15 protein-coding genes are annotated in these 17,155 nt (G+C 46.5%); 10 read left to right on the top strand and 5 right to left on the bottom strand.

What is annotated here, in order from left to right; all coding sequences use genetic code 11:
• Positions 1 to 88: 88 nt before the first annotated feature.
• The 5 genes from I2H74_RS02770 to I2H74_RS02750 are packed head-to-tail and all read left to right on the top strand — an operon-like array spanning position 89 to position 5,300.
• Positions 89 to 2,218, top strand: a complete 2,130-nt coding sequence (locus tag I2H74_RS02770) for an ADP-ribosylglycohydrolase family protein (RefSeq protein WP_195571438.1) — start codon at positions 89 to 91, stop codon at positions 2,216 to 2,218.
• 56 nt (positions 2,219 to 2,274) lie between these two features.
• Complete coding sequence (locus I2H74_RS02765; protein WP_195571436.1) at positions 2,275 to 2,901, top strand: ECF transporter S component; 627 nt, start codon at positions 2,275 to 2,277, stop codon at positions 2,899 to 2,901.
• Entirely contained in the window at positions 2,898 to 3,635 is a 738-nt protein-coding gene (locus tag I2H74_RS02760) for an energy-coupling factor transporter transmembrane component T (RefSeq protein WP_195571434.1), read from the top strand. The genes I2H74_RS02765 and I2H74_RS02760 overlap by 4 nt, the downstream gene beginning before the upstream one ends.
• Before the next feature lies 1 nt (position 3,636).
• Entirely contained in the window at positions 3,637 to 4,491 is an 855-nt protein-coding gene (locus I2H74_RS02755) for an energy-coupling factor ABC transporter ATP-binding protein (RefSeq protein WP_195571432.1), read from the top strand.
• A complete protein-coding gene (locus I2H74_RS02750; protein WP_195571430.1) occupies positions 4,491 to 5,300 on the top strand; it encodes an energy-coupling factor ABC transporter ATP-binding protein in 810 nt (269 codons plus the stop codon). Before I2H74_RS02755 ends, I2H74_RS02750 begins: the two co-directional genes overlap by 1 nt.
• Positions 5,301 to 5,675: 375 nt before the next feature.
• On the opposite strand, the gene I2H74_RS02745 is transcribed toward I2H74_RS02750, so the two are convergent.
• Complete coding sequence (locus I2H74_RS02745; RefSeq protein ID WP_195571428.1) at positions 5,676 to 7,022, bottom strand: uracil-xanthine permease family protein; 1,347 nt, start codon at positions 7,020 to 7,022, stop codon at positions 5,676 to 5,678.
• A 36-nt stretch (positions 7,023 to 7,058) separates the two neighbouring features.
• On the bottom strand, positions 7,059 to 8,423 hold the full coding sequence (gene guaD / locus I2H74_RS02740; RefSeq protein WP_195571426.1) for a guanine deaminase: 1,365 nt from the start codon (positions 8,421 to 8,423) through the stop codon (positions 7,059 to 7,061).
• Between the two features lie 268 nt (positions 8,424 to 8,691).
• On the opposite strand from guaD, the gene I2H74_RS02735 reads away from it, so the two are divergent.
• The 3 genes from I2H74_RS02735 (at position 8,692) to I2H74_RS02725 (ending at position 12,371) form a co-directional block, all read left to right on the top strand.
• Entirely contained in the window at positions 8,692 to 9,210 is a 519-nt protein-coding gene (locus tag I2H74_RS02735) for an AAA family ATPase (RefSeq protein ID WP_195571424.1), read from the top strand.
• A gap of 201 nt (positions 9,211 to 9,411) precedes the next feature.
• A complete protein-coding gene (locus I2H74_RS02730; RefSeq protein WP_195571422.1) occupies positions 9,412 to 10,842 on the top strand; it encodes a sulfatase in 1,431 nt (476 codons plus the stop codon).
• A gap of 59 nt (positions 10,843 to 10,901) precedes the next feature.
• A complete protein-coding gene (locus I2H74_RS02725; RefSeq protein WP_195571420.1) occupies positions 10,902 to 12,371 on the top strand; it encodes a sulfatase family protein in 1,470 nt (489 codons plus the stop codon).
• 141 nt (positions 12,372 to 12,512) lie between these two features.
• On the opposite strand, the gene I2H74_RS02720 is transcribed toward I2H74_RS02725, so the two are convergent.
• Complete coding sequence (locus tag I2H74_RS02720) at positions 12,513 to 12,770, bottom strand: hypothetical protein (RefSeq protein WP_195572155.1); 258 nt, start codon at positions 12,768 to 12,770, stop codon at positions 12,513 to 12,515.
• 387 nt (positions 12,771 to 13,157) lie between these two features.
• Complete coding sequence (locus I2H74_RS02715) at positions 13,158 to 13,322, bottom strand: hypothetical protein (RefSeq protein WP_195571418.1); 165 nt, start codon at positions 13,320 to 13,322, stop codon at positions 13,158 to 13,160.
• A gap of 210 nt (positions 13,323 to 13,532) precedes the next feature.
• On the opposite strand from I2H74_RS02715, the gene I2H74_RS02710 reads away from it, so the two are divergent.
• Both I2H74_RS02710 and I2H74_RS02705 read left to right on the top strand, forming a co-directional pair.
• Complete coding sequence (locus tag I2H74_RS02710) at positions 13,533 to 15,305, top strand: hypothetical protein (RefSeq protein WP_229106297.1); 1,773 nt, start codon at positions 13,533 to 13,535, stop codon at positions 15,303 to 15,305.
• Between the two features lie 21 nt (positions 15,306 to 15,326).
• Positions 15,327 to 15,914: a hypothetical protein gene (locus I2H74_RS02705; RefSeq protein WP_229106296.1), complete on the top strand. Its 588-nt coding sequence runs from the start codon at positions 15,327 to 15,329 to the stop codon at positions 15,912 to 15,914.
• 260 nt (positions 15,915 to 16,174) lie between these two features.
• Here I2H74_RS02705 and I2H74_RS02700 read toward each other — a convergent pair whose 3' ends face one another.
• Positions 16,175 to 16,990, bottom strand: a complete 816-nt coding sequence (locus I2H74_RS02700; RefSeq protein ID WP_195571414.1) for a GNAT family N-acetyltransferase — start codon at positions 16,988 to 16,990, stop codon at positions 16,175 to 16,177.
• Positions 16,991 to 17,155 lie beyond the last annotated feature (165 nt).

The following is a 17,155-nucleotide window of genomic DNA, read 5'->3' as shown; positions in this document are numbered from 1 at the left end:
CCTGGCTCAAGTATAATAAGGGCGTGAATGACAACAATACGTAGAACTTGGAAATATGCACCTTATTAAAAACGGCGGGAGGCAGGACATGGTCACATACCACTCCGATTACCCTGAGAAAGTCTATGCAGGCTGGTTAGGCAAGATGATCGGTGTTCGCCATGGGGCGAACATAGAGAACTGGAGCTACGAACGAATTGAACGGGCATTTGGCGAGATTACCGGCTACTTGTACGACTTTAAGAACTTTGCTGCAGATGATGATGTGAACGGGCCAATTTTCTTTATGCAGGCGCTTAGGGATTTACCGCTTGGTGAAAAGGTAACGGCCAAGGCGATGGGAGACACATGGCTCAATTATATAGCAGACAGCCATGGCTTCTTCTGGTGGGGCGGATATGGCATATCAACGGAACATACCGCTTACAACAACTTGAAGGCAGGTATCGAAGCACCAAGATCAGGATCGATGGAGCAGAATTCGAGAGCGGTGGCTGAACAGATCGGCGGTCAGATTTTTAGCGATGTATGGGGCTTCCTAGCACCTTGCGATGAGCAAGAAGCGGCAGAGCTGGCAGGCAAGATGGCCTCTGTCTCTCATGATCAAAACGGCATCTACGGCGGGCGGTTTGTGGCAGCATGCTGTGCGGCAGCGTTTAACGCAAGCTCTATTCATGAGGTGATCGCAAGGGGGCTGTCGACAATCCCGCAGGATAGTGAATATGCTCGCGTTGTGTTGGATATGGTGCGTTTTCATAAGGAGCAGCCTGAGGATTGGCGAGCATGCTTCCGTTATGTACAAGCACATTACGGTTATGATCGTTATCCAGGCGTGTGCCATATTATCCCGAACACGGCGGTGGTTGTACTTGGCTTGTTATATGGGGGAGGAGATTTCAGCCGATCCATCAACATTTCGAACATGTGCGGCTGGGATACGGATTGCAACGTAGGAAACGTTGGCGCAATCGTAGGGACTTTTGTCGGGCTGTCTGGCATCGATGAAGCTTGGCGCAAGCCGATAAATGACTTTGTATGCACGTCAAGCCTGATTGGTTCACGCAATATTCAGGATTTAGCAAATGTGGCGAAGGAGACCGTAGCGATATCGAAACGTTATTTTGTAGGCAAAGAGATTCCTGACAATCAGGGCTTCCATGCACATTATGACTTCGAACTTCCAGGCGCCACCCATGCATTTCGCAATGCGGGACCGGAGGGGGCCATGATCATGACCTCATGCGTGAACACGGATGAAGCGGCATACCATGGAAAGCGTTCTCTTCAAGTGAGCTTCAGTTCACTGTATGGTGGAGGCAGCTATCGCACTTATATGCAAACGTATTATACGCCGGAAGATTTCAATGACAGCCGCTATGATCCAAGCTTTACACCGAACTTCTTTCCTGGCCAAACCGTAACGATGCATGTCTATGTTCCGAAAGGAAATGAAGAACACTTGGCCGCTCGCTTATATGTGCGTAATTTGACAGATGGCGCGTTCTCGTACGGGGACAAAGTGAAGCTTCCACTAGATGAGTGGACCAGCCTAAGCTGGAGTGTTCCAACGATGCCAAATGCAGTGATTGCAGAGGTGGGCATCGAATGGATTCCGCTAGCTGAGATATACAGCTCTCCGAAGTCGCTTATTGCTTATATTGATGAGGTGACATTCTCAGGTCAAGCGGACATCCATCAATCGTTCCATGCGTCTGCTATGGAAGTATGGAATCCGATTCACCAAGATGTGCGCCAGCTGACATATCTGCGCGGCCATTGGGCACTCGAAGACGGACAGCTGACAGGCAGCGGGGCAACAGGAGATATCGAAGCCTATACTGGCGGACACTATTTCAGTGATTATACCTTTGAGTCGACGCTTACGCCGCTCACGGGCTCTTCTCATGGCATCCTGTTCCGTGTGCAGGGGGCGCTAAGAAGCTATGCGCTGCTGCTGGAAGACAACTCTCTACTGTTATTGAAAAAGAACGGGCTTGCCTGGACAGTGCTCACAAAGGTTCCTTATATGCTTCAGCATCATCGAGAGCTCACTTTGTCCGTGAAAGCATCGGGGAATCATTATGAAATGTATGTCGATGGGCAGCTGATGATGGAATATACGGATGCAGACATGCCATATCTGAACGGGCAAATTGGCTTTCTCAATCGAGAGGGAAGCCGAACGGCTTATGCGAGTTACACGGTTCGTCCCATCTAACGGACGGGTTTGCACAATAGTACGATTCGAATTTAACACCAGGAAGAGGAATGCAGATGAAACGCGGTATTAAGGTTGATTTTACGCTGCTCGCCATCACGATGATCCCTATCGGTGTTGCGATCAACGTCGTTGCCTATCAGTTGATGACGATTCTAAAGATGCCCATCTATCTTGATGTTATCGGGACTTGCATCGTTGCGATGGTAGCAGGGCCGTGGGTGGGCATGATCACAGGCGGGCTAGGCAACTTGGTAAACGGCATGCTGAACCCGATCTCGATTCCATTTGGCTTAACATCCATGGCGATCGGATTAACGGCAGGCTATTTATCGAAGTATGGCATGTTTGTAAAGCCATGGCGCATTATCGTGTCAGGGCTTATCATAGCGGTTGTATCGTCGGCGACATCAAGCCCGATTCAAGTTATTTTGTTTGGCGGGGTAACGGGGCAGAGCGGCGACTTGGTTATGGCTACCTTGCTTGCAACTGGGCAGCAAATATGGACGGCGGTGTTCTCCCAGACCCTGCTCTTGGGGGTTGTTGATAAAGTGCTGGCCATCCTTGCAAGTTCTCTTATTGTTTATAAAATGACGCCGCAATTTCTGTCCAAAATGCATTACGGCGCGCCCTATATGCGATCCAAGAAACGTCATCGGAAAGAGGGGCTGACTCGAAAATGAAAAATCCAATCTTGCAGCTTCACCCGATGACGAAATTGCTCGGTGTATTCTTTGTATTAATCTCGATCCTAATTGTACCAGGCTATGGCTATCAGTACTTGATTCTGCCGATCTGCATGCTGATTGCGCTGCTGGCAGGGGTATTCAACAGCTTTTGCAGCTTGATTTTCAAAGGCGTGACGCTAATTGTGCTGTTTATTTTCATCATCCAAGGCTTCTTCTATCCTGGAGAGACCGTGCTTTGGTCCGGATGGATCTTCAGTCTGAAGCAGGAAGGGCTGGAGTATAGCCTTCTATTGACCTCGAAGATCGTCGCGATTACTTCTTCGATTACCCTATTCTTCCAGATTACAAAGACGAAGGACTTTATCGTCGCCTTGGAGAAAATCGGAACGCCAAAGAAAGTGACATACGTGATTATGTCAACGCTTCAAATCATTCCGCAGATGCGCCATCAATTGAACGCGATTATGGACGCACAGCAGTCCCGCGGCGTGGAGACGGAAGGCAGCTTGAAGATTCGAGCGAAGGCGATCGTGCCGGTGCTTGGCACATTGATTGTGTCTTCTTTTGAAAATACGCAGGAGCGTGTCATTACGCTGGAGTCACGTGCATTTACAAGCCATAACAAAAAGACAAATGTGACCGTGCTGCATAAGTCAGCCCTTGATTACGTGCTTCGCGTCATTCTGCTTGCTCTGCTTGTCTATATCTGGGTGAAGGGAGGATTCTAAGATGAGCTTATTAACGTTACGCGATGTGTCCTATCGCTATCCAATCAATGACTGGGAATCGCTGAAGCATGTAAGCCTGGATATAGAGAAGGGCAGCTTCTATGCCGTGATTGGAGCCAACGGTGCTGGCAAGTCCACGCTGTGCAATGTGCTGCGTGGCTTTATCCCTCACTTTTTCAATGGAGAGCTTAAAGGAGAGGTAACCTTGTTCGGCAAGCGTGTGCAGGAGCTGGAGTTAGGCGATCTGGCAGAACGCATCGGCTACCTATTCCAGAATCCGTTCACACAGATCACAGGGGCGAAGGACACGGTGTTCGAGGAAATTGCTTACGGTCTTGAGAACTTAGGGTTGGAACCGGCGCTAATCAAGCAAAAGGTAGAGGAGGTTATTGAACGGCTTAGGCTTGGACCAATTGCAGACAAAAATCCGACGGAGCTGTCCGGCGGCCAGAAGCAGCGTGTTGCCTTCGCGTCTGTGGTCGTGATGGATCCGGAGGTGCTTATTATTGACGAGCCAACCTCACAGCTTGATCCGCAGGGGACAGAGGATATTTTTAGAATCATTCATCTGATGAAAGAACGGGGCAAGACGATCATCTTGGTCGAGCACAAGATGGAGTGGATTGCGGAATATGCAGATCAGATTATCCTGCTTGAAAATGGCGAGCTTGTCATGCAGGGCGATACGAAGACGATTCTCAGCGATCCAAAAGTGAAAGCTCATGGGGGCTCTTTGCCGCAATATGCCGAGCTGGGTCTTCGCCTCAAGCAGGAGCAGTTGGTGACTGAGGTGCCAATCACGCGAGCGGAAGCAGAACAGGTATGTGCTCCTCTTCGGAAAGGAGCGGGACAATAATGGCTCTATTGGAACTGCAACAAGTATCTTTTATCTATCCAAACGGATCAAAAGCGCTTGATCAAGTCTCGATGTCGTTTGAAGAAGGAGAAAAGGTTGCGATCATTGGTCAAAACGGTGCAGGAAAGACGACGGCTGTGAAGCTGATGAACGGCCTGCTGAAGCCGACAAGCGGCACCGTAATCGTGGATGGCTGGAACACGCTGGAGCATACGACCGCTCAGGTATCCTCAAAGGTCGGCTATGTGTTCCAGAATCCTGATGATCAGATCTTTCATGAGACGATTCGAGAAGAAGTAGAATTCAGCACACGTCATTTGAATCTTAGCGAGTCAGAGGCATCGCAAGTAGTCAATGAAGCACTTCAGCTCACAGGCCTTATGGATGTTGCGGATTTGCATCCGTACAGTCTGCCATACTCGCTGCGCAAGTTTGTTGCGATTGCAGCAGTGCTTGCGATGCAGACGAAGGTGGTCATTCTGGATGAGCCGACGGCAGGTCAAGACGCGCGCTCCTTGGAGCGCTTGACGAAGATCATCGAGCATCTCACGAAGAACGGCAAGACCGTGATCATGATCACTCACGATATGAACTATGTGGCCGATCAATTTGACCGTGTCATTGCGATGGCGAATCGCCGCGTGGTGTCCGATAGCACCGCGAAGGAGATCTTCTGGAATCCGGCTGTGATGAAAGAGAGCCATCTGCAGGCTCCGCCAGTGACACAGCTTGCAGGTACGCTCAGCCTTGGTGGGCGAATTATCACGGTAGATGCCTTTGTGAAAGCATGCAAAGGAACGAAAGAATAAGCTTCTATATGCTAAGCGGCTCGCTCCATGCAACGGGGCGAGCCATTTTTACTATGGAAGTAGCAATCGTAAAGCGTCTATTAGGTACACAAATCATAGCGGCATTCTTTCAACCTATGAATGGATCGATAGAAAAGAGAGTATACGTTGAAATAGCTGATCTTCAAGAAGAAATACGAGGTAGAACTACGGTTGTTCTTACCGTGAAACGGATGCTTCGTTGAGGCATGAGAAAGATCGGAGTAATCGAAGAAGTGAAAAGAACTCCTTGCATCTGCTGTCAGCACAGTGTGTAAGGAGTTCTTTTACTAGTATGAGTCTATTACGTATTTGCATTCTTATTTGCATTCATTCAATGACCCCGTATATCGATCATTAGCTAGCCTTTTCACTAGGCAGTATCTTATTCAATAAGATTGCAGCCAAGGAAGCAGCAAGGATAGGCGAGCCTAAGAGATATTGCACGAACGTCGGCAGTGAATACAAGAAATCTTTCGGAATAAGCACTAGCGCTAGTGTGATAATCATCGGTATGGCGATGATGTACATTTCTTTCTCGCCAATTTTTTCGTTTTTGATCACTTGTACCCCGTTTATGGCGATAATGCTGCAAACGATGGCAAATACGCCTCCGATGACAGACGTCGGAATCGAAGAGATCAAAGCTGCTAATTTGCCTGAGCAGCCGAAGAGGATAAACCATCCGCCTACTGCCAGAAAGACACGACGGCTTGCAATACCGGTGATGGAAATAATACCGGCATTGGTGGAATAGCCTGTAACAGGAGTTGAACCGGCCAAAGAAGCGATAAGACAGCTAATCCCTTCTCCGATTACACCCTGGTTTAAGTTTTTATCCGTTAACGGCTTATCGATAACGTTGCTGACGGCAAACCAGGTGCCCGTTGTTTCAGCAAGCAGCACGAAGTATATGATCACCATCGTGATAATCGCGGAGAAATTGAACGAAAAGCCAAAGTCTGCAAATGGAATCTGCGGCATGCTGAACCACTTAGCGTCTCGAACTGCTGAGAAGTCCAATACGCCCATTGCATCTGCAGCAATACATCCGACAACCAAAGCAACCATGACGGACGTTGTGCGGAATATCGTTCCTTTTTTACGGAACAGAGAACCTAGAATAACGAATAGAAGAAGTGCGGCGCCTGAAATAAGGGCCAGCAGCACGTTCTGATTGATTGTTGCATCCGTTGCACCATAAATATTGTCTCTTATCGCAACCGGCAGCAGCGAAAGACCGACGATAAAAATAATCGTTCCCCCTACAATCGGCGGGATAAAGGATTTAACGATTTTATTGAAGATACCTGTATAGCCCAAAATAATGACTAGGATCGAACCAATCAAGCTTGCTCCCAAGACGGAGTTCCAGCCTAATTGTCCGCCGCCGCTTGCGGCATAAATACTGACGATGGCACCAAGCGGAACGTAGGAAGGGCCTTGTGCGATAGGAAGCTTCATACAGAAGTACGTTTGCACAATCGTTCCGATACCTGCTGCAATGAATGTGGATTGAATCAATGCGCTGGATTGACCGGAGGATAAACCAATCAGCATGGCAATAAGAAACGGTACGACATAGACATCCATGGCGATAACATGCTGCAGTCCCAGGATGGCGGACTTGCCGAAGGATAGTTTCTGATCAGGCGAGATTGTTAATTGTGGAGCGTGATCTTGTTTGTCTGCTTGTGTTTTCACTTTGATGTACACCTCAAATTTGCTTGTTTTATAGGCTTAACGCGAATGAACCTTTTCACCCTGAACCCAGACCTCACGGATATTTTCAGGTCTAGATAGATACATGATTTTTTGGAAAACGTCGTGTAAATCTTCATTCGCATCATAGATCGGCAATTTAGAGGACGGTACATTCGTATCGATGATTTGTACATCCCATGCATAGTTCTCCTGGATGCGGCCGATTGGCAAGCTTAAGCTCTCGCCGCCGCCAGCTGTGGCAAGATAGAATGCTTCATCAATCGTAATGCGTGAATCGGGTACGCCGCGTTCATGGGCAGGAAGAGACGGGTTAACACCATCTTCCAGCATTCTAGAAGAAATGACGGCTTGTCTGATGTTATCGAAAAGGCTAGGTGAAAAGCCGCCGGAAATATCCGACCCTAAGCCAATCTCAACCCCTTTGTTATGGAAATGAGCGATAGGGATAACGCTGTTCGCAAAATAAGCATTAGATATCGGACAATGTGCAACTGCCGTTCCTGTCTCTGCAAATAAATCGGTATCATGGTCATCCAAGAAATTGCAATGCGCCATGACGGACTTATCACGTAGCAGGCCAAAATCATTTAGCGCAAAGGCATCGTTCTTTTGAAACCGATCTTGCACGTAGCCATGTGCCCAATCGCTTTCACTGCAGTGCGATTGAACATAGGTATCATACTTGGCCGCGAGCTCTCCGAGCCCTTTGAGCGCTTGATCTGTGCAGCTTGGAATGAATCTAGGTGTCACAACGGGGTAAACCCCTTGCTTCGTTGATTCAGCTAATTCCCGCACGGCGAGAATAAATTCCTCTGTATCTTTAAGTGCTGTTTCAGTATCCGCATCACGATAAAACGCCGGATTCTGCTCAGGATCATCCATAACCACTTTTCCAACTAGACCGCGCTGGCCTTTCTTCGTACATAATTCAGCCAACAACAAGCTTGCTTCTTTATGCACCGTAGCAAAGTAAAGGGCTGTCGTTGTCCCGTTCGCGAGCAAGGTGCTGACAACATCGCCGTAGACTTTTTCCGCAAAGCTGAGATCTGAGAATTTAGACTCAAGCGGGAAGGTGTACGTGTTCAACCAATCATATAGTGGAATGTCTAATGCAGTCCCCGATTGAGCCCATTGGGGTGCGTGAACATGCAGATCGATAAATCCAGGCAAGAAATACTGGCCCTCTGCCAAGGAATGAAAGTAATCCGTGCCTTGATAAGCTTCAAGCAAGTCCTGATAATCGAATTCCTCAGGTGCGACGATCTTTTCGATCACTCCGTCGCCATTGACCAAGAAAAGGTGGTCTTTTAAGATTTGTGTTTCTTTAGGTGATTTGCTAGAAAATGCAGTGCCTTGAAATAAATGCATATTATTTTCCATAATTACCGCCTTAAAGTTCGTTTTTCAAGATGTAATCGTTATTATAATCCTGAAAAAATGATAAGTCTATAACAGAATACGAATATTAATTTGTAATTTCTGTGAGGTTGTTAAGAAGTGTGGTCTTTCGTTATAAGTTGATCATCAAATAGGTTTTTTACGCTCATGATTCTAAATCACAAAAAAATGTTATCGATATCTATAATCACCCCACACGAAACGCTCAACTTGATATAATGAAGTTAACAAAAAACGCAGAGGAGAAGAGGTGAAGATCAATCTTATGGACCGTCAAGAAAAGTTAAGTGTTACGATTATTTCAGGTCCGGTAGGAGTCGGAAAGTCTACAACGTCCAAAGCGGTTGCTAGGCGCATTCCAGGAGCAGTTCGGATTGAAGGAGACCATCTGCTGAATATGTTTCAGGAACAGCGCATGCCGTTATGGGAGGATCGTCTGCGCATAACCTGGAGCAATCTGATGCATCTGACCCGACAGTTTCTAGCAGAAGGTCTGCATGTCGTGATTGACTTTGTCGTGGAAGAGGAGTGGGAATGGCTTGAGAAGGAGCTTGCAGGGCTCGGCATTCAGGTGACGTATGTCGTTCTTACAGCTTCACCTGATACGGTGAAGGCAAGAATTCATCAAAGAGGAGATCTTGAATCGTTGGATCGCTCCATGTTCCTGCTTCGCAAGCTAAGCCATGATCCCCTGCATATTCCGTATTTATTGGATACGGATCATAAATCCACGGATGCCATTGCTGACGAGATTATTGCAAGATCCTAGTACAAATATGATGAAGGATCAAGCTCTGGTATTTTGAACGAAAGGTGCGCATTACGGTCTGTAGGAAGTTATGCTTGATTTGGGAGTTTCGAGGTAGAGTATTCACGATTGAGATGAAGAGGTATGCACTTGCTTGTCGATGATAAGTCGAACCATTGTTTGAACCATGTGCTGTAGGCACAATACTGGGGAGGTCCTGAGATGGATCAATCAAAGCGCAAGGCACCGAATATCGTATTTATCATGAGTGACGACCATGCTATACATGCGATGAGCTGTTATGGAAGCGTCATCAATCAGACGCCGAACATTGATCGAATTGCAAACGAAGGCATTCGATTTGACCACTGCTTCTGTACAAACTCGATTTGCGCGCCAAGTCGAGCCTCTATTTTGACAGGTACATACAATCATTTGAATGGAGTTCGCACGTTGTCCGACCGTTTCGACGGAAGTCAGACGACCTTTCCAAAGCTGCTTCAGAAGGAAGGCTATCAAACCGCCATAGTTGGAAAATGGCATCTGGGGCACGGTGGTGAAAGCGATCCGACAGGCTTTGATTATTGGAACATCCTGCCTGGACAAGGCGATTATGATGATCCCATCCTAATTGAGATGGGAGAAAATAAACGGCACTCTGGTTATGTAACGGATATTATCACGGATTTATCCCTTGACTGGCTTGAAAAGCGTGACAAGGATAAGCCATTTTTGCTGATGTGCCATCATAAGGCGCCTCATCGTCCTTGGATTCCAGATAAGAAGCATCAGCATCTTTATGAGGACATTGATATTCCTGAGCCCGTAACCTTCAACGATGATTACTCGAATCGGGCGCGTGCGGCTAGTGATGCTCTCATGCGTGTAGATCGGGATATGACGAAGACGGATTTGAAGATGGAACCTCCGGAAGGGTTGACGGACAAGGAGCGGAAAAGCTGGAATTATCAGCGCTACATCAAAGATTATTTGCGCTGCGTGGCATCCATCGATGACAATGTTGGTCGATTGCTTGATTATCTTGATGAACAGCAGCTGGCAGATGACACGATCGTGATTTATACCTCTGATCAAGGCTTTTTCCTAGGCGACCATGGCTGGTATGATAAGCGATTTATGTATGAGGAATCACTCAAGATGCCATTTGTCATGCGTTATCCCCGCGAGCTTGCTGCTGGCACGGTCAATACCGATATGATATTAAATATAGATTTTGGTCCAACCTTTTTAGATTTTGCAGGTATCAAGACACCAGAGGAGATGCAGGGCAGAAGCATGCGTGCGCTTTCGAGAGGCGAAGCCGTGAAGGATTGGCGGCAAGCGATGTACTATCGCTATTGGATGCATATTGACGAGCATCGCGTGCATGCGCACTACGGGATTCGAACGAAGCAGTTCAAGCTCATTTATTACTATGCAGATCCTCTTGACACTTCTACGCAGAGCTATGAGCCTGTGCCGCCAGAGTGGGAACTGTTCGATCTGAAGAAGGACCCTCATGAGCTTCTTAACGTATATCATGATCCGGATTATGAGCAGGTAGTCGAGCGATTAACGGGACAGCTTCATGAGCTGCAGGCTGAAGTTCGCGATACACCTTATGTTGAAGAAGAGGGTTCAAGCATCGTGTAATGGGATCTAAGAAACGAAGCGTAAGCAAACTTATGTCGTGGAGAGGGGACGAGGCAGCAATGAATACACAACATTCCAGCAGCAAGGGCAAGCCTAATATCATCTACATTTTGGCAGACGATATGGGATATGGCGATGTGTCCTGTTTGAATGAGAATTCCAAGCTAAATACGGTTCACCTGGATCAGCTTGCTTCACGAGGCATTGCTTTTACAGATGCGCATTCCAGCTCAGCGGTGTGTACACCATCCCGCTACAGCATTCTAACGGGTAGATATAATTGGCGATCGGAACTGAAGGATGGAGTGCTTGGAGGCTATAGCCGTCCTCTTATAGAAAAGGGGCGAATGACCGTAGCATCTATGCTTCAGGAAGTGGGATATCAAACCGCTTGCATTGGAAAATGGCATCTCGGCATGGAGTGGAGCTTAAACAGTGACGATATATCGGACATCGATTACACAAAGCCTATTGCGAATGGTCCAACAGCTTATGGCTTTGATTATTACTATGGAATAAGTGCTTCATTAGATATGCCACCCTATGTGTATATTGAAAATGATCGCGTAACCGCCCTGCCGAATCGCATCACAAAAAGCGAAACGGAGCTCGGCTGGTGGAGAGAAGGGCCGACAGGCAAGGACTTCACTCATGAAGAAGTCCTTCCACGCTGCACGGAGAAGGTATTAGAGTGGATCGACCAAGCAAAGGATGATCCGTTCTTTATTTACTTCCCGCTGCCAGCTCCGCATACGCCGGTGCTTCCTACAGCGGCTTTTCAAGGCAAGTCTGGTACGAATGACTATGGCGACTTTGTGCTGATGTGCGATGATGTGGTCGGGCAAGTTGTCCAGAAGCTGGAGGAGTGCGGCATTGCAGACAATACGATCGTTGTTTTCACCAGCGATAATGGCTGTTCACCGAGCGCTAACGTTAAAGAGTTGGCCATGCTTGGCCATCATCCAAGCTATGTGTTCCGCGGCTATAAAGCAGACATCTATGAAGGAGGGCACCGTATCCCTCTAATCATTCAGTGGCCGGAACAGATCGCGTCTGGGCTCACTTCCGATGAACCGGTATGCTTGGTTGATTTAATGGCAACGGTTGCAGACATTCTTCAGCTTCCACTCCCAGAGCATGCAGGAGAGGATAGCGTGAGCAGCTTGCCTGTATGGCTTGGCCAAGAGCTTGAGGGACCCTTGAGAGAGGCCATTGTCCATCACTCAATAAATGGATCATTCTCGATACGCAAGGGCAAGTGGAAGCTTGAGCTGTGCCCGGATTCTGGCGGCTGGAGCTACCCGATGCCTGGAGAGACACCTCAGGGAGCCCCTGCCGTTCAATTGTATGATTTGAGTGAGGATGTTGGCGAGCAGCTTAATGTATGCGAAGCACATCCCGATATTGTTCAAGAACTGACCCAGCTACTATCCACCTATGTGAAGAACGGCCGAAGCACATGTGGAACACCACAGCCGAATGCAGGCGGCATGGAGTGGGTTCACAGCTTGGAATGGCTGGTGAAGTAGCTGATAGAATGACAGATGAGTTTGAGGAATTTGAGCCTATCGAAACCGCTCTTTTGAACGATAGGGTGATGCAAAAAAAGAGAAGCAGCTCCTATGGCTGCTTCTCTTTTTTGCTTTAGTAAAGGTCGAAGAGATATCGACTTATGATGTTGATCCCTCGAGATTAGCGTGGAGCTGTTTACGATGCTTGCCTCGGAAGGCCAGCTGCTTTGTATCAACCGCCTTTTCGACTCGATCAGCAGGCGCATCCTTGCATTTTTTGCACACCTTGATCTGGTGGTTCTCTTTATCACTTACTGTATATAAGAGCTTAATTCGAGTTGAAAGACAGATGGGACAAGTCCCCCGCCCCTTGGAAGGCGTCTTCCACAATCCTTTACCTCTATGTGTCTTAGCCATTTCTGATACTCCCTTCGTTTTGGCTGTGCCTGACCATCAGGCATATCTAAAGTATAGGAAGGAATGGATGATAATGGTATTTACAGTTTGGTTATAATGATTTCGTCCAGACGTTGATCATCTATTGCAATGATCACACATAGAGAATTGTAAGATTTGGTATGAATCTAGCAGATTATTGATATTGACTGTGATAATATGGAAAATAATAATATGCTTTTTTTGTGGACATAAGCCTAAATAAAGAAGCTAATATTTCATCATTTTAAGGGAAAGAAGACCTCGATGTGAGACAACTGTGATATTTTCCCGTGTTGGATACGGCTGTTGTGTCATGATCGGAGGTGTCAGGTGAACGTTCTAGCAGATCCTAACAAGATTGAGGAACTATCGCAGCAATTCAAACGCTGGCGAAGGGAGCTGGAGTCGAGCTTTATCCAGATTGGAGGAACTGCGAATCGTGTGGCGGGTTCCGCTCGTTCCTCTTACCCAGAGGATGGTGGAGTAAGAAGTGTAGCGCAAAGCATCGAAAGGCTTGCTCAAGAACTGCAACGTGAGGCCTCAACCTTAGTAGGCAAGCTTGACGAGCAATCTAAACAGTTATATCACGCAGCAAGCGAGTATAAGCAGTTAGAGCGAGAGGCTGAGCGGAAGCTTAAGTCATCTAAGCCATTTCGTTTTCCAGCTGGCATTAGCCGATTCGTTCCTTTTATTAGTTCATTAGGGGATACAAGACTAAGGCAATCTAGATTGGAAGCTTCCTTGCCTGTTATCAAACAAATGTATCATATTCTCAATCCTGCCTCTTTTGTAAGACAGCTTATGGACATGCTGCTGGCTAAGCAGGTGGCTATTGTTAAGGAAGATCCCCTTACCGCTAAATGGCTTCGTGCTTTGACAGAAGGTACACTGGAAGAAAAGGAAGCGGCGAGATTAGGGCTCTCTACTGTCGCTTTGTCCTTAAAAGAGATTGCAGAGGCGCAGCAAGAATACAGCGTGTACAAGCTTTTTGGACATTCAGCATATATGGGGGAAGCGCATTTACGCGCGAATGAAGCTAGAGAGAAGCTGCGGGATCTAGGGATTGAGGAGCAATACTATAATGAGCAAGTAAATCTAGCCATTACGAATTCTGACGATCCCCTTTTAGCTTGCCGTTTCAATCCGATTAAAGATGACGGCTCACCTATGCCCGAGAATGAAGAATTGCTCGCATTTATTCAAAATGTGCTTGCAAAAGACAAGGCGGACCCCATGGATCGCTTGCAGTATGCGCTGCTGGAGGAAAAGCTGCGAAAGATAGACAGCGGCGAGCTCCCACCAACCCATTTGCCAGACGGAAGGCTTATTGATGCCTACAACAAAGAGAACGAGACAACCTTTGATTATTTTCAGGCGCATCTTAAAAATGAAAACATGCAAAATCCGTATTTGGAGTATATTGTCTGGTTGGATGATACTTACGGAAAAACAGAATGGCGGAAGAAAGTAGAGACGGCGGATGCGGTGGTGCGGGGCTTTGGTACAGGAGTCATCAAGGGCGTTATCGAAGGAGTCGTTGACACAGCAGGTCTCGCCTATCAACTTGTCGTCGACCCTCAGAAGGTTGGACAGGACATGCTTTATGCGGCTGAATACATTATTCAGAATCCAGAGATGGTTGTTGAGGCTGCAAAACAAATGTATGTAAATTTCGAAAGTGCGTCTCCTGAAGAAAAAGCAGAGATGATTGGCAATGTGGCATCCATCCTTATACCAGGGGTAAATGTAACCAAAGCTGGTAAGGCCGCGAAGGTGCCTGAAGCGCTGAATGCAATTAGTCATTCCGCCTTGGAAGCAATTAAAAATGTCGATTGGCGTACGCAGTTCGCGAAGCCTCAGGATTGGTTTAATGGATTACAATCGAATCGATATTTCGTTACACCTGAAGGGATTGCGATAAAAGTCCCTGATGAGCCTCCATCTTCCGTTATGAAGATTGATGCTGGGGATGGGCGGCAACTTGAAGGGACGCCAAAAGCTTCCATTATAAATATTTCAAAAAATGAGTTGGGAGAACATTTGGGCAGCGGTGGTAACAAGGATGTATATGCGTATGGGAATGACGAAGCTGTGGGTGTTTTAAAACCTGGAAAGCCAACAGTCCTGCTAGATGATGAGCTCAAATTGCTCAATAAGTTGGATGAACTAGGCTTTCCAACCGTTAATGCTCGTTCAGTAAATGTTGATGGCGACCCAGGTCTTATGTTTGACAGGTTTGCTCAAGGTTCTAAGGATATAGTAAGGTTACAAAATGGTAAAATAAGAATAGTTGGGGAGTCGTCTTTATTAAACCAACAAAGTATTAATGATCTAAATGCTATAAAACAAATGATGATTGAGAAAAAAGTTAAGATAAACGATCTTCAGTTCCTAATAGGAAAAGATGGAAAGATTGTAGTTGCTGATCCATTAGACGTAGTTGTTGGCGAAAAGCCATCTGCCAATAACATAAGAATGATAGATCTACTTATTGAGGCTGCCAAAAAAAATTAGATTGAAATGAGGAGACTTTCGATGGATGAAGACAATAAAAAAAGTTCTATCCCGTCTGATAAAGTTAAATTGTTTGAAGTTGTAAAAAATCAGACGCTTAGCAAGTTGATAAGATGTAGCTGGTGGGAAAGTAGTGATGCAATGGAGCAATGTGGGATTGCACAAGAAGATGTTTTCTCATTAACTGCTGGGCCGGTACTATTGTATTTTCAATCAGGGTTAGTGGTAGGGGCAGCTAGTGACCCAGCACAGAACTCTGTTGTTGTATGGGTTGAAAGAGATGATACAGGATATGTAACTGATGAGCCTACCGAAAATGATACTGATCTCTATACTATTAGTGCCTTGGATAATCAGTATAGCAATTCTTATTGGAGTCAAATAGTAGGGCAGAATATAAAGATGGTAAATATCATCAAGCGCGCCCCACAGAATGCATTGCTCGCTGAATTACAGAATGAAGTTGGTGTTGAACTGGTTATGGATAATGGAAAAAAATTTATATTGTCGCATGGGCTTCACAACAATTCTGACGACTTTTCAGTGATAACAGAGTCATATATTGACAGAAGACTTTTAGAGAATTTAGGGTGGGTAAATGTGGTGTAGTCCATTTTCCAATGAAACTACTCTGGAAGTGAGAGTTTACAATCCCAACAACAAGACCGTACAATACAACCAACAAACCAAACACTAACTGATTCATACACATGATAAACTTCAAAAGCTCTTTCCCACTTGTTTTATGAGTAGGAATGAGCTTTTTCTTTGCGTGCCCAGCAACCAGCGAACTAGGCACAAGCAGCCTATGAACAGCTTATGGGTGAGCTTCGTAGCTGCTGTCAGCAGACAGTGTGAATAACTTTGTATTACATGGGCCCCCACACGGACCGTGTCCAGGCTAGCTGTAGTCCAACTCGCTCCATATTATGCTGACTGGTGCTGCCGAAGCTGGCTTGTCCAGCGACATATTCACAATTCGCTAGCTTGGCTTCATGCAATCGATGCTGAAGGAGCGATGTTTGAAGACCGAGGTTGCGAAATGCAGGTGCGGTTGCGGCGAGCGAGAGCGATGCTATCCCATCCTTGATAAACATGGTGGCGACTGCGGCGGGCTGCTTATTCCATTTAGCCAAATAAATACGCCAACCAGGTCGATGCAGAATACCGCGATTATTGGTTGCAAAATGATGCTTATGCTCAAGATCCATCCCTGATCCTAAACAGTGAATGGCAGCATAATGATCAAATCCTTCTTCATCTACAATCTCCTGAATGCTAATTTCAGGAGAGAGGCGCGGCTTATTGGACAGGGGAGTTCCAATCAATACGGAATGGAAACCCGTCTGAATGAGACCACATGAAGGAAGCTGCTGGAGCAGCTTTTTGCTTGTGCCAACAGGATCTATATCCAGCTGGAAGGATCGTTCTTTCTTTTTATAAAAATCTACTATCCCTGCTAGATGCCCTGCATCTTCATCGCATAGGCCCTTGACCGCATTGAAGACGCTCCAAGGCATAGTACGAATGTACGTGGCAGACGCTTGTCCGAAATGACGGATGTCCACTCCCTGTGGATTGCCTTCTTGTTCGGCAATCGATTGTATCCGTGATACATGAAAATCCTGCTCGGATTGAAGAATACGTGCTGCAAGTGAATCCGTTATGATGATCGTGTTTGACATGGATAACCGTCCTTTGTGTATAACTCATGTTATAATAAATAGTCATTGTTATCGTAATTCATATAAAACTTTGCTATAAAGAACAACTACTATAACGAAAGTCCAGGTGATGTCGTTTGGAACAAACATATCTCGTCCTGCTCGGTTTTGCAGCGGTAATTGGCG

The organism is Paenibacillus sp. 1001270B_150601_E10 (assembly GCF_015558675.1).
In the GTDB taxonomy this organism is placed as follows: Bacteria; Bacillota; Bacilli; order Paenibacillales; family Paenibacillaceae; genus Paenibacillus_B.
The sequence above is the reverse complement of the archived record's forward strand: the minus strand, read 5'-3'. Positions and strand labels throughout refer to the sequence as shown.